The following is a 23,078-nucleotide window of genomic DNA, read 5'->3' as shown; positions in this document are numbered from 1 at the left end:
ACTGCCAATAATATAAGATAATGAAGCCCAGTGTATTGATACTTGTTCCTTTTTTTTCAGAAAAATCATGATTATACCTAAAGCCGAACGGTTGGGGCAGGTGCAGGAATACTACTTTGCCAAAAAGCTTGCAGCAGTAAGTGCGCTGAATGCGCAGGGTAAAAAAGTCATTAACCTGGGCATCGGCAGCCCTGACTTGCCTCCCTCTCCTGCCACTATTGAAGCGCTTACTACTTCTGCGGCACAGCTTACCGGGCACGGTTATCAGCCGTACAGCGCCCTGCCCACGCTTCGTCGCGCTATTGCCGAGTGGTATGATTCCACCTTTCACGTACACCTGAACCCTGATACAGAGGTGCTGCCGCTGACGGGCTCTAAGGAAGGTATATTTCATATTTCGATGGCCTTTCTGAATCCCGGCGATAAAGTACTGATCCCGGATCCAGGCTATCCAGCTTATGCGGCTACTGCCCGGCTGGTTGGCGCTGAACCTGTATTTTATACTTTAAGCGAAGCAAACAACTGGCTACCAGACCGCAACCAGCTGGAAGAACTGGCCAGCCAGGGTGTAAAGCTGATGTGGATAAACTATCCGCACATGCCTACCGGGGCGCAGGCAACCGCCGAAACTTTGCAGTGGCTTACAGAGTTGGCGCACAAGTATAAATTCCTGCTGGTAAACGATAATCCGTACAGCCTGGTGCTGCCTGCCGCAGCGCCGCTGAGCCTTCTGAGTATTCCGAATGCAGATGCCTGCTGCTTGGAACTCAACTCTCTCAGCAAATCGCATAACATGGCCGGCTGGCGTGTGGGTGCTGTGCTGGGCAGGCAGGAGTATCTGGCTGCCATACTTACTGTAAAAAGCAACCTCGACTCGGGTATGCTGCAGGCAGTGCAGCATGCTGCCACAGAGGCGCTGCACAACAGCAGCGACTGGCACCTGCAGCGCAACGCCGAATACGCCCGCCGCAGGCAACTCGTATACCAGTTACTGGACACACTGCAGTGCACTTACCAGCCCGACGCGGTAGGTATGTTTGTGTGGGCCAAGGTGCCGGATCATATTCTGGATGTGGAAGTATACCTGGACGAGTTGCTTTATGAAGCAGGCGTTTTTCTGACGCCGGGCAAAGTGTTCGGAAGCCAGGGCGAGCGGTATGTCAGGGCATCACTCTGCGTACCCGTTCCGCAGATAGAAGAAGCTACTAAACGAATCAAACAACATCAATTTATAACTTTACATCATGAATGCTAATAACGCAAACCTTACCCTGGCTGCCAAGTCAAACATCCTGAACGGTGGTCCGCTGCCAACTGTAATCGCGGGCCCCTGCAGTGCCGAAAGTGAGGAACAAATGCTCCAGACGGCCCACGATCTTAAAAAAGATAAGCGGGTAACTGTTTTCAGGGCAGGTATCTGGAAGCCGCGCACGCGTCCGGGCCTGTTCGAAGGCGTAGGCAGGGTCGGACTGGAATGGCTGCAAACCGTAAAACAGGAAACCGGATTGCTGACAGCCTGCGAAGTGGCCAACACCAAACATGTGGAAGAAGCGCTAGAATATGGTGTAGACATACTTTGGGTAGGTGCACGCACCACGGTAAACCCGTTTTCGGTGCAGGAAGTAGCAGATGCGCTGCAGGGCGTATCCATACCTGTGCTGGTTAAAAACCCCGTTAACCCCGATTTACAGTTGTGGGTGGGCGCCCTGGAGCGCCTGAACCGCGCCGGCATTACGGACTTAGGTTTGATACACCGCGGCTTCTCCACGCACAACAACAAGCCGTACCGCAACCACCCGAAATGGGAAACCATTCAGCAGATCCGCAGCATGCTGCCGGGCGTGCCTCTGTTTACAGACCCTAGTCACATTGCCGGAAGGCGCGATTTGCTGCAGACCGTAAGCCAGCAGGCACTGCATTTAGGTGTAGATGGCCTGATGATTGAGACGCACAACAACCCGGATGTGGCAATGAGCGATGCGGCCCAGCAAATTACGCCGGAAGTGCTCGACAAGCTGCTTACTTCTCTGGATTTGCAGCATGAACTCGTGGCTAATAACGAGCAGTTACAAGACCTGCGCGACCTGATCGATCGCCTGGATAATGAGCTTATCAATGTGCTGTTCCTGCGTTCTGATGTTTCCAAGAGAATAGGTGCGTACAAGCGGGCACATGCGCTGGATATTTACCAGGCGAATCGCTGGAGCCAGATAGTAGAGAACAGGAGAGCTATTGCCAGCGAGATCGGCTTAGATCCTGATTTTATAAATGTGATTTATGATGCGATCCATCAGCACTCCCTGGGTGTGCAGAACGAGGTTTTCACTACCGCAACGCCATCTGCCAGTAAAGCCGTACAATAGACCCGCTATCTAAGGCAACAAGTATAAGCGAAGCCTCCCGCATAAAAATAAGCGGGAGGCTTCTTATCTTTAGCACTGTTCAGCATGCTGTGGTGTTAAACAGACGTATTATTTTTATCATTATGAACCAGAAAAATTCTAACGCGGCGATAAAGCGCCTGCGCCTTATTGGCATACTGGAGGGTATCTCTTACCTGGTGCTTTTGGGTATTGCCATGCCCCTGAAGTATATGGCCGATATGCCTGCTCCCGTAAAATACGTAGGATGGGCGCACGGCCTGCTGTTTGTATTGTTTGTGGCTGCTGTGGCAAATGCAGCCATTGCAAAACGATGGTCTGTACTTAAAGTGCTTGCCGCGCTGGTTGCCTCCGTACTGCCATTCGGCCCGTTTATACTGGACGCCAAACTGCTGAAGCAGGAAGAAGTCCAGCCTGCTGCCCCGAAACAGAAAGTAGCCTGATTATACTTATTCGCCGGAAGCATCTATGCCTGCTTTGCGCGCCTGCGCTTGGGCAATAACGCTGGCAGCAAGCAGCTGCAGAGCATGGTACAGCATAATGGGCAGCAGCATGATACCGGCCATACTTGGGTTAGGAAACAGCACTTTGGACATAACGGTGCCGTGCACCAGCGACTTTTTGGAGCCGCAGAAAACGGCCGTAATCCTGTCTTCGCGGTTAAAGCCCAGTAGTTTGCTGACGCCGTAAATAATGCCGAACATCAGAAAGAACAGGCCGGCCATCCCTATTCCAAGTATAAGTATATCGGCTATGCTGTAGGCTGCAAACATGTTGCGGGCAAAAGATTCGCAGAACGAAGTATAAACAATAAGCAGGATGATGATCTGGTCGAAGTAGCGCAGCTGCTTTTTATGACGATCTGCAAAGTTTCCCCAGTAGCGGTGTAGCAGTATGCCTAGCACCACCGGCAGCAAAACCTGTAAAACCAGTTTGCCCAGCACACTCCAGATATCAAAGCCTTCGGCACTGGCAGTCAGGAACAGGCCCATCCACAATGGCGTAATAAAAATGCCGATGAGGCTGGAAATGCTGGCGTTGAAAATGGCCGCCGGAATATTGCCACCTGCTATCGATACCATCACCACCGACGACGAAACTGTGGAAGGCAGCGCCGCTAAATAAAATACACCCAGCCAGAGCAAAGCTTCCTGCTCGGTACCCGTAAATAAACTCCGCAGGGGCAATATCAGCAGCGGAAAAAGTATAAAGGTGCTCAGTTGCACCACCACATGCAGCCTCCACGTACGCAAGCCAGCCTTTAACTTTGCCGGGCTGAGGCGCAGGCCATAGAAGAAGAATATCACCGACACGCCATAGTTGGCCACATCACCCAGCGACAGCGGTTCCCGATCCACGCCCACCTGCGGCCACAGATAGGCCAGCACAATCATCCCTATCAGGGCCAGCAAAAACCAGTCTAAACCGGCACGCGCCGCCAGAGATCCTATTTGTGGCACCAGTCCTACGGCTTTTTGTGCTTCTTTTTCGTGTTGTGCCGGGCTCATTATATCAGATTGATTTTAAAAGATGGACTTGTTTATGATAGGTTTGCTGAAATAGTGGCGCAACAAACCCGGTAGGTTTCAAAACCTACCGGGTTCAGAAATACTTACGTCTTCTTTATTTCAATTTTAGTATCAGAACAAGTATATGGTATAAATAAAGTATAAAAATACAGCAGCCCCGCAGGTTTGGTTGCGGGGCTGCTGTGTTATCTGCTGCTATGCTGCTTAAAAATCCAGCAGGTCAATTGTTTCCAGTTCATACTTTATACTGTCTTCCTGTATGCTGGTGGTGTCCGGCTCGGTCACGATCAGGTCGCGGGCGCGGCCGTATAACTGCACATTAGGATACAGGTTGTCGTAAGCCTCTCTGGAGATAAGGCCGCGGCGCAGCATGTTGCCGCCAATCAGGCGATAATAGCCGCTCTTCCAGTTGCGCAGGTTGCCGTGGCTGTCGAAAGATGCTCTGTAGTTTTTCGGACTCGGGATAATGCTGGTCAGGAAGATGGCTTCAGCCAGGTTCAGTTCTGAGGGCTGCTTGCCGAAGTAAAAGCGCGAAGCATCTTTGGCGCCGTACACGTTTGGCCCCCACTCGATGATGTTGAGGTATACTTCAAACATGCGGTTTTTCGACACCAGATCCAGGTTCTCTATCAGCCACACGATAATGGCTTCTTCCACTTTACGGGCTACGGTTTTTTTGCGCGTCAGGAATACGTTCTTCACCAGCTGCATCGAGATGGTGCTGGCTCCCCGCGCAAATTCGCCTTCCTTGATATTTTTGGCAATGGCCTGCCGGAAAGCTTCTTCGTGGAAACCTTTATGGGTATAGAAAAAAGCATCTTCGGCGGTAAGTATGGCATTGCGCAGGTAAGGCGAAATCTCGTTCAGGCGGGCATAAAAAGGGTTAGAAGGCCCTACTACAAAAGTGCGGACCGGCTTGCCATACTCATACACAGTGTGCACAAAAGAACCGTTTATCTTCTCGATGTTGGTATTGCCCCACTGCACAATTTTAAAGTCTTTGGAAGCATCTAAATCAGAGTTAAACTTCACCCTGTCCACGCTATCCATGTTCAGGTGGAAGCTCATCTTATACTGCAGCGTGCCTTTGGCTTTTATACCCTCCAGATTTTCGAAGAGGCCCTGCGGCAATGAATTAAAAAAGTCACTGCCCTGCATCTGCCCTGTCTTCACGCGCAAATCTATTATTTTGGCGTCGGCATTATGATAGGCGGCGTATACATTGGCTTTCACCTCGTTTACACGCACTTCGGTCAGGCTGTCTATCACATACAGGTCCGGCCCCAGGGTCACAACATAATTTACTGCGGCTTCTTTTACACGAATATCCTCATCTGATAATTTCGGTTGGTTCACCACAAGGTGGCTCACCTGCCCGCGGCCACGCACCGTCAGTTTATCCTGCTTAAATGTTTTATCCGTCAGGCTCAGGTGCAGCGTATCAAAGGATACTTCGGCATTATACTTGTCTTTAATGTAAGGTATCTTGATATCCTGCTGGCCCGTGGCATACAGGTTGGCCGCAATCTTATACTTACCCGGATCGATAGTACCTGTTACGCGTAGTTTGTTCACCAGAGAATCCGTGCGGATGGCTAATTGCGTATCAAAATGGCCATCATCCATTTTCAGGTAAGGCATTTTTATGTCGATGGTACGGTGCGTGGAATGGTAAGAAACGTTTAGGTTGTTGAAGTCTACCAAATCAGGCACATTGTCGAAAGCAGTCTCGATGAGGCGGTTCAGCAGCTCGCCATAGTTCCGCCCTTCACCGGAGCTTGTATCTGGCGGCGCAGCCTTGTTGCCTTCCAGCAGAAAAGAGTAGTTGTTCTGATTTTCCTTCTTCACCGCCGTCAGGTAACCATCGCGTACCTCCAGGCGCTTAAATACAAGGCTGCCCCTGAAAATAGAGCGGATACTCACGGTGGCATACACACTATCTGTTACAAAAAGCGTATCGCGGTTATCCGGTACAAAAGAGATGCCCGTAATCAGTACAGAATTAAGGTCTACAAAATCTGCATTTTTGATGTTGAGATCGGCCGGATACTTAGCCTCCACTTTGGCGACTACGCGCTGGATAGCGTAGTCCAGTAACCTGCTTCTGAAAATAAGGAGCAGGGCAATAACAACTAAAAAGAAGGCCAACACGCCGCCGGCCCACCAAAGGATTTTCTTTTTCAAACGCTGATTCAAAATTTTGTGCTGCGAATTTACATTAATAAGGTTCAGATACCAGAAAGCAGGACTTAATAAAAGCCGTGACTAAACCCTGCGTTCCGCTAAATATAATTTATACTATACTACCTTTCATACGCGCCTGCGCCCGTTAAGATATAATTTAAGGCGGTTGGCTGTAGGGGTAATCAATAACATTTTACTGATTACTCCCTTGCTCTAGCAGCAACCATACCAAAGTATAAATGCTACCCAAAGTATGGTGGCCAAGTGCATTCTGGCTTTAAAGCGCAAAGCTGCTTATCTTTGAACAAAGAATTACTCCCGAGATGAACCTGACAACCCTTACTGCTATTTCGCCGGTAGATGGCCGCTACCGCCGCAGCACTTCCGAACTGGCCGCTTTTTTCTCTGAGTTTGGCCTGATACGCTACCGCGTGCTGGTGGAAGTAGAATATTTTATAGGCCTGTGTGAACTGCCGCTGCCACAGCTGCAAGGTATAACGCCGGATATTTTTCCGCAGCTCCGCGCCATCTACGAAAACTTTTCAGAAGACGATGCCCTTGCCATCAAGGAAACTGAAAAGATTACGAACCACGATGTAAAAGCGGTTGAATATTTTCTGAAGGAGAAGTTTGCCGCCCTGGGCCTGGACCAGCACAAAGAGTTTATTCACTTCGGCCTTACCTCGCAGGATGTAAATAATACGGCTATACCGCTTTCGCTGCGCGATGCCCATACCCAAGTGTTGCTGCCGGCCTACGATCGCCTGCTGTTAACGCTTACGAACCTGGCGCATACCTGGAAAAACGTACCCATGCTGGCGCACACCCACGGCCAGCCGGCTTCACCTACGCGCCTGGGCAAAGAAATGATGGTGTTTGCCGAACGCCTGGAAGCACAGTTGCAGCAATTAAAGGCAGTGCCATTTTCGGCCAAGTTCGGGGGCGCTACGGGCAATTTCAACGCCCACCATGTAGCCTATCCAGGTATAAACTGGCCTGATTTCGGGAATAATTTTGTGCAGCAGCGCCTCGGCCTGAAGCGCAGCCAGTATACCACCCAGATAGAACATTACGACAACCTGGCCGCTTATTTCGATGCTTTAAAACGCCTGAATACCATCCTCGTTGATTTCTCAAGAGACGTGTGGCAGTATGTGGCGATGGGTTACTTTAAGCAGCGCATCAAGGCAGGCGAGGTTGGCTCTTCGGCGATGCCACACAAAGTAAATCCTATTGATTTTGAAAATGCCGAAGGCAACCTGGGCATCGCCAACGCGCTGCTGGAGCATTTGTCGGCCAAGCTGCCCATCTCCCGCCTGCAGCGCGACCTCACCGATTCTACCGTATTGCGCAATGTAGGCGTACCGTTGGCGCATGCGCTTATTGCCCTGAAATCACTGGAAAAAGGAATCGGCAAACTGGAACTCAACCATGCAGCCCTGAACCACCACCTGGAAGAAAATTGGGCAGTGGTGGCAGAAGGCATCCAGACGGTGTTGCGCCGCGAAGGTTACCCGCAGCCCTACGAGGCACTCAAAGCGCTCACACGCAAAAACGAAAAGATAACCGAACAGGCCATCAGAAGTTTTATTGATACTTTGGAGGTGAACGAAGCAGTGAAGGCTGAGCTGCGCAATATCACCCCGTTTAATTATACAGGCGTAGATCTGGCATAGCTATACTTGCAACAGGTATAAGATAAGGTATAAAGATTTACCAGCCCTTCCTTTTAATCCCGGCAGGTCTTAAAGACCTGCCGGGGTTGCCTTTACTTTAAAGCCTCAAGCTGCTATTTGATAATCCTGTAGCTTACAAATGCCAGTTGTTTGCTGTCCGGCGACCAGGAAGGAACATTGATGGTGCCCTGACCGCCAAAGAAAACAGGTGTCAGATCTTTAATTTTTTTATCTTCAAGAGACATCAGGCGGAGTTTAACGTCTTTTCCGAACGGATGCGTCTGCCCCTGATCCTGCAGGTAAGAGATAAACACAATCCACTTTCCGTCAGGTGAAGGATGGGCAAACCAGTTCGCGTAAGCATCATTGGTTAGTTGCTCCTGTTCGCTCCCGTCCGGCTTCATGCGCCATATCTGCATACTCCCGTTCCGGAAAGCATTAAAATAAATGTACTTCCCATCAGGAGAATATTCCGGCCCATCGTCTAAACCTTCGCTTGTGGTCAGTCTTTTTTCCTGTCCGCCAGCTGCTGGAATGGTATACACATCAAAGTTGCCATTCCGCTCAGCACAATAAGCCAGGGTTTTGCCGTCCGGCGACCAGCCATGCCAGTAAGAAGGTGTGGCGGAGGTTACCGGTTTTGGTGTGCCGCCCGCAATGGGCAAAGTATAAATGGCTGATCCTTTTCCTTTTTCAGAATGGCTGATGGCCAGCTGCTTTCCGTCGGGAGAAATGCCGTGGTCGTTGTTACAGTTATCCGCGAAGCCGGTATTAATCATCTCCATTTTACGGCTATCCAGCGGCATTTTATACAGGTGGCCGTGGCTGTTTACGATCAGGTATTTGCCGTCGCGCGACCAGTTGGGCGCTTCGATGTGGCGCTGCTCCTGGTAAACAGTTTTGGCCGTTCCGGAGTTGATATCGATGATTTTAATGGTGCTCTCTACCGTATCAACGCTTTGGCTGAAGCCGGCATGAGCCAGCAGCAAAGCAAAAATCAAAAAGTTTAGTTTCATCGTGCTTCTAAGTAAAGGGTTTACAGGTATGATTTCGATCAGCACAGGTTGCGTGCGTTCCGCCCGCTTTAAGCTGCCCTGTTCTATAGCGGTTGCTTTACTTCAAATGTAATTACTTTGCTGCCGGCCAGCCCGTTTTTTGTGATGCCCTGCACCACAGCTACGTAAGTGCCGGCCAGATCGGATGTGTAAAACTGTACAGCCACTTTCCCGCCCGCACCAGTCAGCACATCAGGCGACCAGTAAAGGAGGTTCCTGAAATCCGGCAAACGGCTTTGGCGTTGCAGTGGGGTATCGTAGGCGGGGCTGTAAAACTCCCGTTGCTGCTGCAGCCCCTCATACTCCTGCAGCAGCGCACGCGCATCCAGCGGAAAGCCTGCTAAGTCGCCCTGGTAGGTCGTATAACTTACAAGGCCGTCGTATACCTGCGAACCGTTAAAGTACTTGCTGGTCATCACATCCAGTTTACGCACTTTACGCGGATCAAAAGCCATTATTTTGTCTATGTCAAAAACAGGCACACCATCCAGCAACACCATGGGGTCATCCTGAAATATCCTTTCATTCGGGCTGTCGTGCACCATATAATGGAAACCATCGCGGCGCAAACGTACCTGTACGCCCGGCACATACTCACGCATTACCTCTTCCATTACCTTGAAGCGGGTATAATCATCCAGCAGGTAAGTCGCGTCTGGCTTGCCGTAAAAGGCGATGCTGTCGGTGGCGGGTGCACGGAAGAGTGCCTGGTACTTGCCGGAATAAGTGTTTTGTACCTGCAGGGCCAGGTGGCGGTCTGTCAGTTCCTGCCTCAGGCTTTCCGGCAGGCTGAATGGCGAAAATTGCTGCTGCGCATACTTTTCTGAGAACGGATTGAAGATTTCAAAATGATAGATGCTGTCTTTCCGGAAGTCTGACTGCACCACAATTTCCTTAGGCCCGTAAAAATCCTTTACCTCAAACCTGATGTGCCCGTTGGCATCGCTGGTTGAATTATAGGTCCGGATAAGCCTGGAGGGAGCCGCCAGGTATGCTGTAATATGTGGCGCAGGAGTGCCTGTGGCAGCAACTGTAACTTTTCCTTTGATAAAATGCCCGTCATACTCCGGCACATAAGTATAAGCGCTGCGCTGTTTCTGCAGGATATCGTGCCAGGCAAAGCGGCTCCAGCCGTGCGTCAGCATCAGGTTGTCGGTTGCTTCTTCAACCTGCGGCCCCGTTGCGGTCAGGTAATACTCCGGTTGCTCTATAGTGCCTTTTAAATCGGATGTGAGCCACAGGTAAGTATACATATCGGTTGCCCCGCTTGCCTGCAGCGAATCGAGCCGGTAAACGGCCAGCGAGAGGCTGGCTGCCACCGGCTGACTGGCTGACGCTTGTGTTTGTATATCCAGCATAACTTTGTCGCGCGCCAGGTATTGCTTTTTGTCGGTTTCAGCGGTTAGTTGCAACCTACGTGCAGGGCGCTTAAAGTATAGCCGCTCACATACAGGCTGTTTGCGGCTGTTGAAGATGGTAAAATGCGTAATGCCTTCTGCCAGCTTGCCTTTATCTACCACAAAGCTGGTGGTGTTAGCGTTAAAAGTTGCAGCCTCTGCCACTGAAATCATCTGTCTGGCATGGCCCAGCAGGTATACGGGGCCAGCCTGCTGCCCTGCGCCCGCAATGCTAAGCTTCAGCTGGTCTGCATTCAGTTCCTCCAGGTGTAGGCTGTAGCCCTGCGCATATACTTCCGGTAGGGGCCGACGAAGCACCTGCCCGTTCGGGAGCCGCACAAGAGCGGTATAGGTACTTGCTGCTGCCGGGGTAAAGGTAAAGTTTCCGATGCCGAACTTCAGCGTCTGCAAGGTTGTTACCACGCGGCCATCCGGATCTATGATCTCTCCTGATGCTGCGACGCCCCTGCCTGTTTTTTTATCTACTACCTGAAAAGCTACTTTACTGCTGATATCCTGGATGAGATTGCCGCCTTCCGGGAAAAACTGTACTGCGTACGCAGCCACATCCTGCTTCGCTGGCAGGCCCGGCGGCACAAATGTATTGACAATGGTAACCGGCGACTCAAAATAAAATTCCGGATTGAAGTTTTTCATCCAGTTGGTGTAGGCCCTTATGCTATACCTGCCGGAGTTCAACGCCATCGGCAACACAAACGAACCGCTGCATGTGCCATCCTTCAACGCGACTTTGGCCTGCAGTACCGGTTTCTGCAATTCATCCAGCACCTCTACATAAGCTACTTTACTCATGCCCAGCGGCTGGTGCAGGGTACCGTCCACGGTGTATATCTTAAACCACATGGTTTCGCCGCACACGTAAAAAGGCCGATCGTGGTGCAGGTATACTTTCTCCTGGAGCGTCGCTTTGCGGTATGCATCAAAATGCTGCACTAAGTTGCGCAGCGTATCAGTCTGGGCAAACGAAGGGCTTGCAGCAACCAGCAGGAATGCAGCGCCAAGTATAAACCGGCAGCAAACTCGCATAGTCTTTGCCCGGAACAAGGCAGATGGGATGAGACGGACTTTCGTGGTCATAGCTTAAGATTTTATTGCCAGAACACAGGCTTTACGTTAGTGCCCCGCAGCCTGCAGTCCACACAAATGTCTCTTGCTATGGTGTAGCCAAGCAATACAGGAGGCCCCATAGCCGGGTAAATCCCTCCTACGGGCAGGTACGCGCGAGATTGTCCGAAATATACCGGTACCTGATCCAGTTCAATGCTGTCAAGTGGAGGGCAGATTGGAAAGCCTGTCCGCCAATCATGCGGGAGCTCTTCGCGGCTTACAAACACCCTTTTTTCCTGCACCGATGAGGCTCCTACGTAACCAATAACTACTTCGTCGGGATCTGACAGGCTATGTATGTTGCCCGTCAGCTGGGTAGGCAGTGGATCGAACAGTGTGCCGATGCTTTCAGTATTCTTCTTAAGTGTTTCCCAATACTGGTAGGCCTCCTGTGTAAGGCTGTACTGCTTTACCAGTAAGCTGTATTTAAGGCGCAGTTCCTCGGAATCAGAAGAAACCGCCATCACCGGAAATGCATTTATCACATCCTGGCTAAGCCTTACCGAAGTAGCCAGTTTGATGTCTGTTGACAGATCCGTTTTCCAGCAACGATAGATATCCTCATCGCTGCTGGTCCGCGGCACCATACTGGCGCTGGCCTCATCGTATTTCAGAGATGATCCATAGGCGGCCGTATACTCCCAGGTACCTTCATATTCCCAACGGTAATAGCGGGCATTGTTCTGCGGGTCGTGGGTGTTTACAAAAAACTGCAGGGTATTGTTCTCTGCTGTCCAGGTAATTTCATCTATAGGCGGTGTCTGCTTTACCTCTACAAAATCAGAGGCATACTCCTTCCCTGAGGCTGTGCGCACCAGCAGGTGATACCTGCCCGCATTGTTTAAGTCCAGGCCGCTTACGGTGTAGGTGCCAGGTTCAGTTTCAGCCAGCGGTATCTGTGCACCCTGTTCGTCTTCTATAAAAATGTTGGCCCCGCTTTCGGTTACAGGAGCGCCCTCGTCGTCGATGCTTTGCGTGCGCGACAGCCTGAAAGTAGTTGTACCGCGGGAGTTAATAAACCCGTCTACCACCAGGTAGCTGTTGGCGGCATCCGGCACTTTGGGCGCATAGGGCTCTACGCAGCTAACCACCAGCAGCAGCAAAAGCCAGGCAGCACTTTTCATCCGGTTCGGGGTACACATACGTGCTAAAATTTAAAGTTATAGGTAACAGTAGGAATGGGGCGGCCAAAGATGGACAACTTATACCCGTTGATTTTCCCGTTTTCCGATTTAAAGTATATCGAGTAAGGATTCTGCCGCCCGGTGAGGTTGTAGATGGCCAGCGTCCAGGAACTATGGGCCAGCTTTTTCACTTTATGGTTGCCTTCTATGTTCATTGCAAAATCCACGCGGTAGTAATCCGGCACCCGGTAAGCGTTCCTGTCGGAATAGAAAACCCGCGGGCTGTTGCCTACATAATACTTTGCCAGCGGCAGCGTAATAGGGCGGCCGGTGCTATAGGTAAAGTTTAAAGAGGTACTAAAGCGCTGGCTGAACCGGTAGTTGCTGATAAGGGTAAAATCGTGAGGTTTGTCGAAATTGCTCGGGTAGTAAGCGCCGCCGTTTATCTTTTCGCCTGTTTCGGGGTCGTCCACGCGCACCAGCGTGCGGGCGTAAGTATAGCTTACCCAGCCGTTCAGCTTGCCGGTTGCCTTTTTCAGCATCACCTCCACACCGTATGCTTTGCCCTGAGCGCTGGCCACATCCGTTTCAATGTGGTGGTTCATAATCAGCGTGGCGCCGCTTTTGTAGTCCAGGAAATCCTGCATCCATTTATAGTAGCCTTCTGCCGAGAACTCGATAGTATTTGCCCGGAAGTTATGGTAATAACCCAACGCTACCTGATCGCCTACCTGTGGCTTGATGTTAGCGTCACTCAGCTTCCAGATATCTGTGGGCGACATGGTAGTGGTGTTGGAGAGCATGTGGATATACTGCCGCAACCGGTTATAGCTCAGTTTTACCGAAGAATTATCCGTGAGCCCCAGCCGTGCCGAAAGCCTGTATTCCGGGCCATGGTAGGTGGCAAAGGACTCGCCTGATTTGTAAGTAGCTGTATCCTGAATTGTACCTTCAGATTTGGATGCGCCGGGCGCATAGGTGTATACCTGTCGTGGCCCCAGCGCCTTAAAAGCAGAATAACGCAGCCCGAATATCACGGAAAATCGCGGGCTTACATCAAACCGGTCGGAAGCGTAAATGGCGCTCTCCAGCCCGCGCTCCGTTTGCAACCGGTCAGGCGTTACCAGCGATTCCGCACCCAAGGGCATCAGGCTGCCGGCGTTTACATTGTAGTAAATAGAACTGGCGCCAAAGTCAATGTTGTGTTTTGAGGTCGGGAAGTAGCTGAAATCGGCCTGCAGGTTTGCCTGGTTGATGCCAAAAGTGAGCTCAGACGCATTCACTGCGTTCTTTTCGCTTGTTACTTGATAATCATAATGGCTGTGTGCGCCGGTGAGCACGCCGTACAACTGGTTCCGGAAAATATGCTTCCACTTTATACTTGCCGTCTGGTTCGTAAACTGATATACGGTATCGGCTGCCAGCTTAAACCTGTCTTTGCTACGGTAGCCCGTCAGGTATAGCGTGTTCTTTTCATCTATCTCATGGCTGATATGGGCGTTGAGATCATAAAAAGAGGCTTCGCTTTCGTTAAACGATTTGTTAGGTAATTTCTTCAACAACCAGTCGGAGTAGGTACTGCGGCCGCCCACGATAAAAGAAGTTTTGTCCTTCTGGATGGGACCTTCCAGCGTCAGCCTGCTTGTCAGGAGACCGATACCACCGGAACCAGCAAAGCTCTTTTTATTGCCATCGCGGCCCATCACCTCCAGCACCGACGACAGGCGGCCGCCATACCTGGCCGGAATACCGCTCTTATACAGCTCCACCGTTTTCAGCACATCCGGATTAAAAGCCGAAAAAAAGCCGAACAGGTGCGAGGGATTGTAAATGGTGGCATCGTTAAACAGAATCAGGTTCTGGTCGGTAGAGCCGCCGCGCACGTTCATGCCGGTGCTGCCCTCTCCCACTGATTTTACGCCGGGTAGCGTGAGCACCACCCGCAGAATATCCGTTTCGCCAAAGGCCGTAGGCACCTGTTTGATGGTACGTATGTCCAGCCGCTCCATGCCCATCTGCATCCCCGACACGTTGCGGTCTTTTTCCGCTTCCACCAGCACTTCTTTCAATGTGCGCACGTCCTCCGCTACTTCAATGTCTAACTTTCCGTCGGAATACAGCATGATCTGGCGGCGGGTGTTTTGCAGGCCGATGGCTTTTACTTTCAGCTCGTGGCGGCCAACGGGCAGCGTGAGGGAGTAGTAGCCATACTCATCCGAAGTGGTACCCACCAGCGGCGACTCAATATAGACAGAAGCGCCGATAATCGGCTCGCCTGATTTGGCATCGCGCAGGTGCCCCGCCAGGTTAGCATTGCCGGTAGGGTTGCTGCTTTTCAGGCCAATTTCATACAACTTAAGCTCCGAAGCAGCTTTCCTGGTGCTCTTTTCTTCTGTTCCGAAAATTTCTGGGGCTACCTGTTGCGGTTTATTTTCTGTTATGGTTTCGGGCTCAAAATATCCCTCCGGCAGCGCCACGCTGAGCTGCCGACCTTTTGTAATAAACACCCGCTGCCGGGCATCAACAGCAAACTGAAAGGTCGTATCTCCCAGGATCTGACGAAGAACTACAGGCAGCGGCTGCTCCTTTACCTGCAGGGTAACAGAGAGGCTGTCGAGATCAGCAGGATCAAAATAGAAGCGGTAGCTGGTCCGGGCCTCCACTGCCCGGGCAAAATCCTCAAAAGTAGCCTGCTTAAAATCGCCGCTTATCAGGGAGGACGCGGTTTGCTGCGCCTGTGCCTGCGTAAGGCAGCATATCACCACAAAAGCCAATGCAACAATGCGGTACAGGTGCGTCATAAGGGAAATCTGGTGTGGCGTTAAAAGCTTTTTGCAGGTATCGTATTGCCCTTTGCAGAAAGTATGCTGTTTTATTTCTGTAGATGAAATATTAATTTGTTTTAAGTTCCTGCGCACTTTCGGCTGAGATATCATCGTAATGCTTTACCAAAGCAAGTATGGCTGCTTCGCGTTTTTTCCTGAACTGCAAATGCTGCTGAGAGGCATACTTCCGCAACTGCTTTTTCCTGTCTTTCAGCGCCGCATAAACCGAGCGCTTGCTGCTGACCGGATAGCAAGTGCTGTCTTTGCAGATGTACAGCTCGTCCTCGACCCGAAACTCGCCTTCCATACCCTGCTGCATTGCCCTTTCCTGAATACTCTTATCTCTCCTGACCAGAAACTTTAAATCTTTGCTGTATAGTACATCATAAAAGCCGGGCTGCAGCAATGCTTGCTTGTTGTTGAAATGCACAAAGGTGTGGCCGCGCAACCGGAAGGTATCAATTTTGGCGTTAATGAGTTTTAATTTGTCGCCGCTGCTGTTATGCATCGTCACTACAGCGTCATTCATCACATCATACAGTATAGGAACATCCGTGTACCAGGTGCCGTCGTAGTAAATACTTCCTGGCGAAAAAGCGTCTGTTTCAAAAAACTGATTTCCTTCCAGGTATGGCTTAAAATGATAGACATATTCGGCGCCGTTGTATAAATGCGTCTGCATGCCCACAGCTTCTCTATATACTTTTACAGCATGGCTGACTGCACTTTGCACAAAAGCAGTATCAGTGGCGCTTTGCGCATAGCAGGCAGCAGTACGCACAAAAAGCAGCATTATCAGAAAAAGAAAGGTAAAGGCGTGCGGTTTAACGGGCTGCATTATTTTGGACAAATTTCATGTTTAAACCCCAGTAAGTTATACATTAACCCCTTTAAAACAAATATTGCTGCAAGTATATTTAGCGTGCTGTAAAATGGCGAGCCAGCGGGTTTGCCGGCAGCCAACTGTTGATGTGTATGAGCCTGCTTGCCATTGCCCTTAAACCTGGCAGGCTTTAAAACCTGCCGGATTTGTTTTAAATTATACTTTCTCAGCCAGTTCCCATACGGCCTGCACAAAACGGCTCCAACTGAAGCGCTTTTTATAAGTATGGATATGCTGCGGAAAGTATAAACCCTTATCTGAAGTATAGAAATCAAGTATAGCCGTGGCAATTTCAGTTGGCTCCGGCGCCACCACATAGCCCACTTCGCCATCCGGCACCAGTTCTGCCAGGCCACCCACGTTGGTTACCACCATGGGTTTATCGAAATGATAGGCAATTTGCGTTACGCCGCTTTGGGTAGCATGCCTGTAGGGCTGCACCACCAGATCGGCAGCGCAGAAGTAGTGGCGCACGGTGGCATTAGGTATGAAATCGGTGCGCAGCACGAGGCGCTCCTGCAATCTTAGTTCCTTTATGAGTTTATGGTATAGCGCCGCATCTTCGTAAAATTCACCGGCAATAATCAGTCTGATATCCGGGCGCTGCGCCAGTCTTGTATCCGCCATCGCCTGCAACAGCAAGTCCAGCCCTTTGTAGGCGCGTATAAACCCGAAAAAGAGAATGTAGTTATACTTCGTGTCCAGGCCCAGTGCTGCGCAGGCTTCGGCCCTGCTTTCAGGTGCGCCAAAGTTATCGTAAAGCGGATGCGGTAGGTATAGGGCCGGCTTTTCAGGTTCAAAACGCTGCAAATCCTGCTGCACTGCCCCGGACATGGTGATGAAGCCCTGGCACGCGCTTAGGAAATACCTTGTTAATGCTACATCACCGGGCCTTTTCTCATGTGGCACCACGTTGTCCGTAATCGCCAGCACTTTGCTATACTTGTTCCGGCGGATGAGGCGGGCAATTGTGCCCAAAGCAGGGCCCATAAACGGCAGCCAGAACCTGAAAATCACCAGTTCCGGCTTTTGCCTGCGGATATAATTGCCCGCGCGCCACCAGCTAAGGGGATTGATAGAATTTATCAGCACATGGATGTGGAGTCCTTTCGGAGCGGGTTCATCGGAATACTGGCTTTTGCCGGGGAACAGGAAGGATGGATATTGCAGGCTGAAGGTTACGATTTCTACCGCATCGCCCGCCTCTTGAAAAGCGTAAGCCAACCGCTCGTTAAACGTAGCCATGCCGCCGCCCCGCAGCGGGTGTGCCGGCCCCACGATAACCACACGCCGCGCCATTATTTCTGCAGCGCCCCTACCCGGTCCCGGATCAGGTACTCGTTCTTTTTATTGGAGGCCAGCGAAATCATTTCGGCCAGGAAACCGGCCAGAAACAGCTGCACTCCGAGTATAACAGCTACCAGCGCCAGGAAAAACAATGGCTGATCCACCACATCACGCGGATGACCATAGGAATACAAGATGAAAAGCTTTTGCAGGATGAGCCAGGCAGTAATGCCCAGACCAAGCACGAACATGAGCGTGCCCAGCGTACCGAAAAAGTGCATGGGGCGCTTTTTAAAACGGCTCACAAACGTAATAGAGAGCAAATCGAGGAAGCCGTAGATAAAGCGCTCCAGGCCGAATTTGGTGGTGCCATACTTGCGCTCCTGGTGCTGCACCGGCTTTTCTGCAATCTTTGTAAAACCATTCCACTTCGCAATAACGGGAATGTAGCGGTGCATCTCACCATGAATCTCAATGCTCTTAACCAACAGTTGCCGGTAAGCTTTCAGGCCGCAGTTAAAGTCGTGCAGTTGTATGCCCGATAGTTTGCGCGTGGCAGCATTAAAAAGCTTGGTAGGAATGGTTTTGCTTAGCGGGTCAAAACGCTTCTTTTTCCAGCCGCTTACCAAATCAAACTTCTGGTTTTTAATCATGTCGTACAGGGCCGGAATTTCTTCCGGGCTGTCCTGCAGATCAGCATCCATTGTAATCACCACCTCGCCGGTGCAGCGCCGGAAACCTTCGTTGAGAGCAGCTGACTTGCCATAGTTGCGGTTAAAGCTGATGCCTTTTATGGTACTGTCTTCCGCACTCAATTCGTTGATAACGTCCCAGGAGCGGTCGGTGCTGCCGTCATCTACCAGTATTATTTCATAAGAAAACTCGTGCGCATGCATCACCCGCCGGATCCAGCGCACAAGTTCAGGCAACGACTCCTCTTCATTAAAGAGCGGAATCACCACCGAGATATCAAAGGCATATTGCATCTATTCTATTCAAACTCAGGCCGTTTATTTTTTATGATGGCCGCAATTATAAGTGATAGTATAAAGCCGATAATCAGAAACACGGCCATAGAACCAAAAATCATGGTAATGGGATTCTGGAATTTCTCCGCCATACCCAGTGCTGTGTCTATCTGCTCATCACTCAGACCCTGCTCCAGCATCTTGGTGCGCTGCACTTCCTGCATCCTGGCCATAAACTCCGGATCGATGTAAGTAGTATAGATCCAGGAGAAAATGCCCGATAATAATCCGAAAATAGCAGAAAGGAGCGATCCTACTCCCAGGCCCTGCCCATACGACATGTAGCCATAGTTGTTTGCCTTAAAGTCCTTCATGGCCAGCACCAAACCCGCAATCAGGATAAGGTATGACAAGGAAGTAAGCCATTGGTTGGTAGCCAGATCCAGCACGTTGAGGACTAACGAGTATACAATGCCAACCAGGGCTGTGATCAAGCCATACTTGAGAGCCACGGCGGTAACGGAGGGTTGATTTTCAGTCATAGTTTTTGGTTTATGGTTTAATTCTTCTACTTCCGGAAAAACACCGCTGCGACCAGTGAGAAAATCAGCCCTGCAAAAATCCGCCGCAAGAAATCATCTGCCGCCAGCATACCTGGTGTCATCGAATTAATAGCCTCGTAGCCCATCTGGTATGCTTTCTCACCCAAAAGCTTTATCTGCTCCTCGCGCGTTTGCTCCAGCAATGCCAGTGTTTCGTTAATGTGCAGTTGCAGCAAATCAGGACCGGCTATATAAATGAGTATAAACACGAGCATCGAGGTGCAGAGCGACGTATACAGCGACACAGCCAGGCCTACCCGCAACCCCTTCAGAAAACCTATCTCCCCCTCATGAAACTTCTTGTAATAGCGTATGGCCCAGAAAACAAATAGCGGTATCGGAAAAAAACTGATGCGCCCCAAATCGCCGAAGGGATCAGTTCCGGCAAAGTATAGCACCAGCAACAGCACAAAACAAGCCAATCCGCAAAGCACGCCATAGCGCACGCCTACTCTGATTATCGTTTGATTAAACATTTTCGTTCAGCGTCCTGCCGGCTTTCACCCGCACAGCTCAATATAAGTATAAATATATTAAAAAGAAGAATTAAGCACCACCTGCCCTTTATGAATTATGCCAATTACTTTGCCCCTGAGCGCCTGCCCGAAGAAAGGGCTGTTGCCGGACTTGGATTTGGTATGCGCCAGCGTGGGTGTCCATACTTCGTCTGGGCTGAAAAGCGTCAGGTTGGCTGCTTCGCCTACTTCCAGGCGTGGTGCAGGTAAACCAAGTATACGGCGCGGGTTTGCAGCGAATTTTTCTACCAGTGCCGCAGTGCTCAGCGTGTCGCCCAATGTGGTGTTTGCCACAGCAAAAGCGGTTTCTAAATTAATAATACCAAATTCGGCCAGGTCGAACTCCAGCTTTTTAGACTCTGTATCCTGCGGCATGTGCGCCGACACCAGCGCGTCAATGGTGCCATCCTGTAGCCCCTCCCTGATGGCTGCAGCATCGGCCTCCCCTCTGAATGGAGGCAACACTTTATAATTAGTATCAAATGGCGGAATGGTTTCGTCGGTAAAAGCAAGCTGATAGCTGGCCACATCGCAGCTTACCTGCAGACCGGCTGCCTTTGCCTGCCGGATTGCCTCGATAGCTGCTGCCGTAGAAACCAGCGAGAAGTGCATCCTGCCGCCCGTATACGCCAGCAATTGCAAATCGCGCGTCACCATTACTTCCTCGGCCAAAGCCGGAATACCTTTCATGCCCAGCCGTGTGCTGGCCTGGCCTTCGTGCATCTGGCCATGTTCGGACAGGCGCGTATGCTCGGGGCGGTTCAGCAGCAGGCCATCAAAAGTTTGCAGGTATTGCAGCGCCTTCAGCAGCACATCAGCGCCTTGTAAAGGCTTTGTTCCGTCGGTAAAACCTATGGCGCCGGCCTTATATAAATCTATCATCTCGGTCAGATCCTTGCCCTGCGTTTCTACCGTTAGCGCCGCCAGCGGGTGAAGCGTAACCGGCAGCAAAGCTGATTTACTTTTGATGAAATTTATACCTGCCTTGCTCTGCACCACCGGGTTTGTATTGGGCAGGCACAGCACTTCGGTAAAGCCACCGGCAGCGGCAGCGGCACTCAGCGTTTCAAGGTCTTCTTTATACTCCAGCCCCGGCTCGCCGGCGTAAGCAAACATATCTATCCAGCCGGCAGATACGCAAAGGCCTTCGACTGTAATAATCTGATCGGCCTGCTGTTCATCGGCCCCGATGTAGGTGATGATGCCGTTTTCTATAACAATATGCTGTTGCTGCTGGTGAAAGGCTGATGATGCATCGAAAATGGTTGCTGCCCGCAGAAGTATTTTCATGTCAGAGGAGTCGGATTAAAGCTATTTCAGCTATCAGGAAAAACAGACACAATATTAGGCAATATTTCCAAAGCTTGGTGCCAAAAAATTGTTTTTCAAAATCTGCCTTCGCCGAAAATCCATCGCCGTAATCGTATACGTGTATGTTGGGATGATTTTTGCCAACCAGTTCGCGCAATTCATCTGGCGTATACTGCGCCAGCTGCGATTCCTGCTTTGCATAGTTGAAGGCCAGTGTGGCAAGTGTAGAACCCTGCAGCTGTAAAGTATAAAACCCGGCGCCCGCCATGGCAGGCGGCACATTAAAAAACAGCTTCCCGGCGCGCACCTGCTGCTCAGGAATATAGGCAAGACTGTCTTTCTTTAAAGTATAAACACCCTCCTTCTGCATACTTCCGGCAGCCGGCACTTCAATTGTTTCGTTGTTAAAGGTATAGGCCAGTGCCTGCTCCTGCTTGTATCCTGCAATAGCTACTTTAAACATAATGGGCACAAACAGCGCATGGCTGGCCAGGGTGTTGTAATCCGCATCCAACGGCGCAGCCAGCAAGTATAAATGGCCGTTGCCCCTGTCGAACCTGGACAAATAGGGTGCTCCCCCCCTGAATTTAAGAATATCTTCGGAGGCTCTCGTCCAGGCTATACTTCGCACAGAAGCTGGCATTTCCATTTTGGCATCATAAGCAGAAAAGATGCTCCTGAAAAACGGATTATCCGGTTGCGGCGCCTGCACCTTTGTTTTAACACTACCGGCTGTCGTTCCCGTAAAACTTGCCGGAATATTCAGATTCTGAAAGAGGTTTCCGTAGCTGTTCCTGTCGGCTTTTACGGCAGGGATAAGGGCAACAGTACCGCCAGCCTTTACGAAATTGGCCACAGTGGCTGCCAGGGCCGGGCTTATACTTTGCAAGCCATTCACAATCAGCACGTCAGCATTTTCTACTTGCCCGTAATCAATCTGGCCGCTGGCATATTCAGTGAAAGTAAAAGCAGGCTCGCTTTTGTACAGGTCCGCTAATGAATTTTGCGGATCATCTGTCAGGGCCACAATCGTGATGTTGGCTGATGGCGCCAGCGTGAAAAAGTATGTATTGTCGAATGTTACCGGAAAATCATCAATGGTGATATAGGCCTGGTTGGTCTGTTGTCCATTCACCCTAAAGCTGATAATAGCTTCTGCCGACTGCTTTGCCGGAACATCTATACTTAAAGCAGCTGCTTGTGCATCCTCCATGAAAAGCTTTACCGGCAAGCCTGCCACAGTTTCCGCGCCGCTGTTAAACAATTTCACGTGCAGTACATTTTCAGCATCCCGGCGTACAAACTCATCTTCCAAGTAAACCGAATCAATCGTCACATTGTTTATCTGCGCTGCCTGCAGCGGCACCAGGTGCACCTGTGTCACACTGTCTATGGCGTTAATGAAATCAGGATGAAAAGTGCTCTTCTGGAAATCTGAAATCATAAAGAGGCTTCCCCCCATTGCCTGGCTGCCTATCCCCTTGAATTCTGAAGTGGCGCCAAATGTAAGCGCATCCAGGGCCGCTATAGCATCTTCGCGCTGGTGCACCCCTGCATGAAACTGGCCTGGGGTAATCAGGGCAAAAGATGCTGTTGGAGGAAACAAGGAAGCAATGCTTTTAGCCCTTTCCACCGCTATACTTAACAAAGTTAAGTCCTGCCCGGCACCCATGTTCTCCATACTGAACGAATTATCTACCAGCAGCGACACGTGGGAGGTATCAGCAGGCACCTGATCATCTGAGGCAGGTATAAAGGGCTGTGCAAAAGCAAGCACCAGGAAAACGATGAACAGAATACGACACAGCAGGATGAGCAGTTGTTTGAGGTTTCGCTGGCTCGCAGTTAGATCTTTAGAGGCCTGAATGAACCTAACATTACTGAACTGGATACGCTTGGCCCGCCTTAGCTGCACCAGATGTAAGATAATGGGTACGGCCACAGCGGCTAGTGCAAAAAGGAAAGTCGGGTAGAGCAACGTCATCGCCTCAAGTTATAGAGGATAAAAAGAAAAAGCAATGAAGTAGCCGGAAGTGGCAGAAACTCTTTCAGGAAATCAAAAGGCAGAAGATAATTACTTACACTCAGTGGAAGGGATTTCAGATGAGTTTGCAGCTACTATACCCATCGCAGTGCAGGCAGCAGCTATCTAGCCTCCATCCAGTTGCTATTGGATTGGCACAACAAAGAGATGCCCCCTGTAGATTTCTCTA

Annotated in this window: 17 protein-coding genes; 4 read left to right on the top strand and 13 right to left on the bottom strand. The window is 50.5% G+C overall.

Going from position 1 to position 23,078, the window contains the following annotated elements; genetic code table 11:
- Positions 1-67 precede the first annotated feature (67 nt).
- From I2I11_RS18685 to I2I11_RS18675, 3 genes are all read left to right on the top strand, one after another.
- Positions 68-1,255: a pyridoxal phosphate-dependent aminotransferase gene (locus I2I11_RS18685; RefSeq protein ID WP_196269273.1), complete on the top strand. Its 1,188-nt coding sequence runs from the start codon at positions 68-70 to the stop codon at positions 1,253-1,255.
- Positions 1,245-2,363, top strand: a complete 1,119-nt coding sequence (locus I2I11_RS18680) for a chorismate mutase (protein WP_196269272.1) — start codon at positions 1,245-1,247, stop codon at positions 2,361-2,363. Before I2I11_RS18685 ends, I2I11_RS18680 begins: the two co-directional genes overlap by 11 nt.
- Before the next feature lie 122 nt (positions 2,364-2,485).
- Entirely contained in the window at positions 2,486-2,824 is a 339-nt protein-coding gene (locus tag I2I11_RS18675; protein WP_196269271.1) for a DUF3817 domain-containing protein, read from the top strand.
- Between the two features lie 6 nt (positions 2,825-2,830).
- Here the strand turns inward: I2I11_RS18675 and I2I11_RS18670 are convergent, their stop codons facing one another.
- Positions 2,831-3,889, bottom strand: a complete 1,059-nt coding sequence (locus I2I11_RS18670; protein ID WP_196269270.1) for a bile acid:sodium symporter family protein — start codon at positions 3,887-3,889, stop codon at positions 2,831-2,833.
- A gap of 225 nt (positions 3,890-4,114) precedes the next feature.
- Positions 4,115-6,094: a biosynthetic peptidoglycan transglycosylase gene (locus I2I11_RS18665; protein WP_196269269.1), complete on the bottom strand. Its 1,980-nt coding sequence runs from the start codon at positions 6,092-6,094 to the stop codon at positions 4,115-4,117.
- 323 nt (positions 6,095-6,417) lie between these two features.
- Between I2I11_RS18665 and purB the strand changes: the two genes are divergently transcribed.
- Complete coding sequence (gene purB / locus I2I11_RS18660) at positions 6,418-7,770, top strand: adenylosuccinate lyase (RefSeq protein ID WP_196269268.1); 1,353 nt, start codon at positions 6,418-6,420, stop codon at positions 7,768-7,770.
- A gap of 113 nt (positions 7,771-7,883) precedes the next feature.
- On the opposite strand, the gene I2I11_RS18655 is transcribed toward purB, so the two are convergent.
- The 11 genes from I2I11_RS18655 to I2I11_RS18605 form a co-directional block, all read right to left on the bottom strand.
- On the bottom strand, positions 7,884-8,786 hold the full coding sequence (locus I2I11_RS18655; protein ID WP_196269267.1) for a TolB family protein: 903 nt from the start codon (positions 8,784-8,786) through the stop codon (positions 7,884-7,886).
- Positions 8,787-8,869: 83 nt separating this feature from the next.
- Complete coding sequence (locus I2I11_RS18650; protein ID WP_196269266.1) at positions 8,870-11,320, bottom strand: hypothetical protein; 2,451 nt, start codon at positions 11,318-11,320, stop codon at positions 8,870-8,872.
- An 11-nt stretch (positions 11,321-11,331) separates the two neighbouring features.
- A complete protein-coding gene (locus I2I11_RS18645) occupies positions 11,332-12,492 on the bottom strand; it encodes a DUF4249 domain-containing protein (protein WP_230680416.1) in 1,161 nt (386 codons plus the stop codon).
- A 5-nt stretch (positions 12,493-12,497) separates the two neighbouring features.
- Positions 12,498-15,275: a TonB-dependent receptor gene (locus I2I11_RS18640; protein ID WP_196269265.1), complete on the bottom strand. Its 2,778-nt coding sequence runs from the start codon at positions 15,273-15,275 to the stop codon at positions 12,498-12,500.
- A gap of 91 nt (positions 15,276-15,366) precedes the next feature.
- Positions 15,367-16,149 (bottom strand): hypothetical protein, encoded by a 783-nt coding sequence (locus tag I2I11_RS18635; protein ID WP_196269264.1) that lies wholly within the window; start codon positions 16,147-16,149, stop codon positions 15,367-15,369.
- A gap of 189 nt (positions 16,150-16,338) precedes the next feature.
- On the bottom strand, positions 16,339-17,481 hold the full coding sequence (locus tag I2I11_RS18630; protein ID WP_196269263.1) for a glycosyltransferase: 1,143 nt from the start codon (positions 17,479-17,481) through the stop codon (positions 16,339-16,341).
- The gene (locus I2I11_RS18625) at positions 17,481-18,455 is read right to left on the bottom strand and encodes a glycosyltransferase family 2 protein (RefSeq protein WP_196269262.1); all 975 of its coding nucleotides are present in this window, start codon (positions 18,453-18,455) and stop codon (positions 17,481-17,483) included. The genes I2I11_RS18630 and I2I11_RS18625 overlap by 1 nt, the downstream gene beginning before the upstream one ends.
- A gap of 5 nt (positions 18,456-18,460) precedes the next feature.
- Positions 18,461-18,979 carry a DUF4199 domain-containing protein gene (locus tag I2I11_RS18620; protein ID WP_196269261.1) on the bottom strand — a complete coding sequence of 173 codons (519 nt, stop codon included), beginning with the start codon at positions 18,977-18,979 and terminating at the stop codon, positions 18,461-18,463.
- A 26-nt stretch (positions 18,980-19,005) separates the two neighbouring features.
- Positions 19,006-19,515, bottom strand: coding sequence for a DUF4199 domain-containing protein (locus I2I11_RS18615; protein WP_196269260.1), 510 nt, complete (start codon positions 19,513-19,515; stop codon positions 19,006-19,008).
- Between the two features lie 57 nt (positions 19,516-19,572).
- The gene (locus tag I2I11_RS18610) at positions 19,573-20,844 is read right to left on the bottom strand and encodes a dihydroorotase (protein WP_196269259.1); all 1,272 of its coding nucleotides are present in this window, start codon (positions 20,842-20,844) and stop codon (positions 19,573-19,575) included.
- Between the two features lies 1 nt (position 20,845).
- Positions 20,846-22,849, bottom strand: coding sequence for a BatA domain-containing protein (locus tag I2I11_RS18605; RefSeq protein ID WP_230680414.1), 2,004 nt, complete (start codon positions 22,847-22,849; stop codon positions 20,846-20,848).
- Positions 22,850-23,078: the final 229 nt, after the last annotated feature.

The organism is Pontibacter rufus (genome assembly GCF_015694705.1).
Lineage (GTDB): Bacteria > Bacteroidota > Bacteroidia > Cytophagales > Hymenobacteraceae > Pontibacter > Pontibacter rufus.
The sequence above is the reverse complement of the archived record's forward strand: the minus strand, read 5'-3'. Positions and strand labels throughout refer to the sequence as shown.

Excerpts from the sequence above, each read along its gene's own strand:
- I2I11_RS18685 (WP_196269273.1), top strand. The coding sequence starts at position 68 with ATGATTATACCTAAAGCCGAACGGTTGGGGCAGGTGCAGGAATACTAC.
- I2I11_RS18680 (WP_196269272.1), top strand. The coding sequence starts at position 1,245 with ATGAATGCTAATAACGCAAACCTTACCCTGGCTGCCAAGTCAAACATC.
- I2I11_RS18675 (WP_196269271.1), top strand. The coding sequence starts at position 2,486 with ATGAACCAGAAAAATTCTAACGCGGCGATAAAGCGCCTGCGCCTTATT.
- I2I11_RS18670 (WP_196269270.1), bottom strand. The coding sequence starts at position 3,889 with ATGAGCCCGGCACAACACGAAAAAGAAGCACAAAAAGCCGTAGGACTG.
- purB (WP_196269268.1), top strand. The coding sequence starts at position 6,418 with ATGAACCTGACAACCCTTACTGCTATTTCGCCGGTAGATGGCCGCTAC.
- I2I11_RS18655 (WP_196269267.1), bottom strand. The coding sequence starts at position 8,786 with ATGAAACTAAACTTTTTGATTTTTGCTTTGCTGCTGGCTCATGCCGGC.
- I2I11_RS18650 (WP_196269266.1), bottom strand. The coding sequence starts at position 11,320 with ATGACCACGAAAGTCCGTCTCATCCCATCTGCCTTGTTCCGGGCAAAG.
- I2I11_RS18645 (WP_230680416.1), bottom strand. The coding sequence starts at position 12,492 with ATGTGTACCCCGAACCGGATGAAAAGTGCTGCCTGGCTTTTGCTGCTG.
- I2I11_RS18640 (WP_196269265.1), bottom strand. The coding sequence starts at position 15,275 with ATGACGCACCTGTACCGCATTGTTGCATTGGCTTTTGTGGTGATATGC.
- I2I11_RS18630 (WP_196269263.1), bottom strand. The coding sequence starts at position 17,481 with ATGGCGCGGCGTGTGGTTATCGTGGGGCCGGCACACCCGCTGCGGGGC.
- I2I11_RS18625 (WP_196269262.1), bottom strand. The coding sequence starts at position 18,455 with ATGCAATATGCCTTTGATATCTCGGTGGTGATTCCGCTCTTTAATGAA.
- I2I11_RS18620 (WP_196269261.1), bottom strand. The coding sequence starts at position 18,979 with ATGACTGAAAATCAACCCTCCGTTACCGCCGTGGCTCTCAAGTATGGC.
- I2I11_RS18615 (WP_196269260.1), bottom strand. The coding sequence starts at position 19,515 with ATGTTTAATCAAACGATAATCAGAGTAGGCGTGCGCTATGGCGTGCTT.
- I2I11_RS18610 (WP_196269259.1), bottom strand. The coding sequence starts at position 20,844 with ATGAAAATACTTCTGCGGGCAGCAACCATTTTCGATGCATCATCAGCC.
- I2I11_RS18605 (WP_230680414.1), bottom strand. The coding sequence starts at position 22,849 with ATGACGTTGCTCTACCCGACTTTCCTTTTTGCACTAGCCGCTGTGGCC.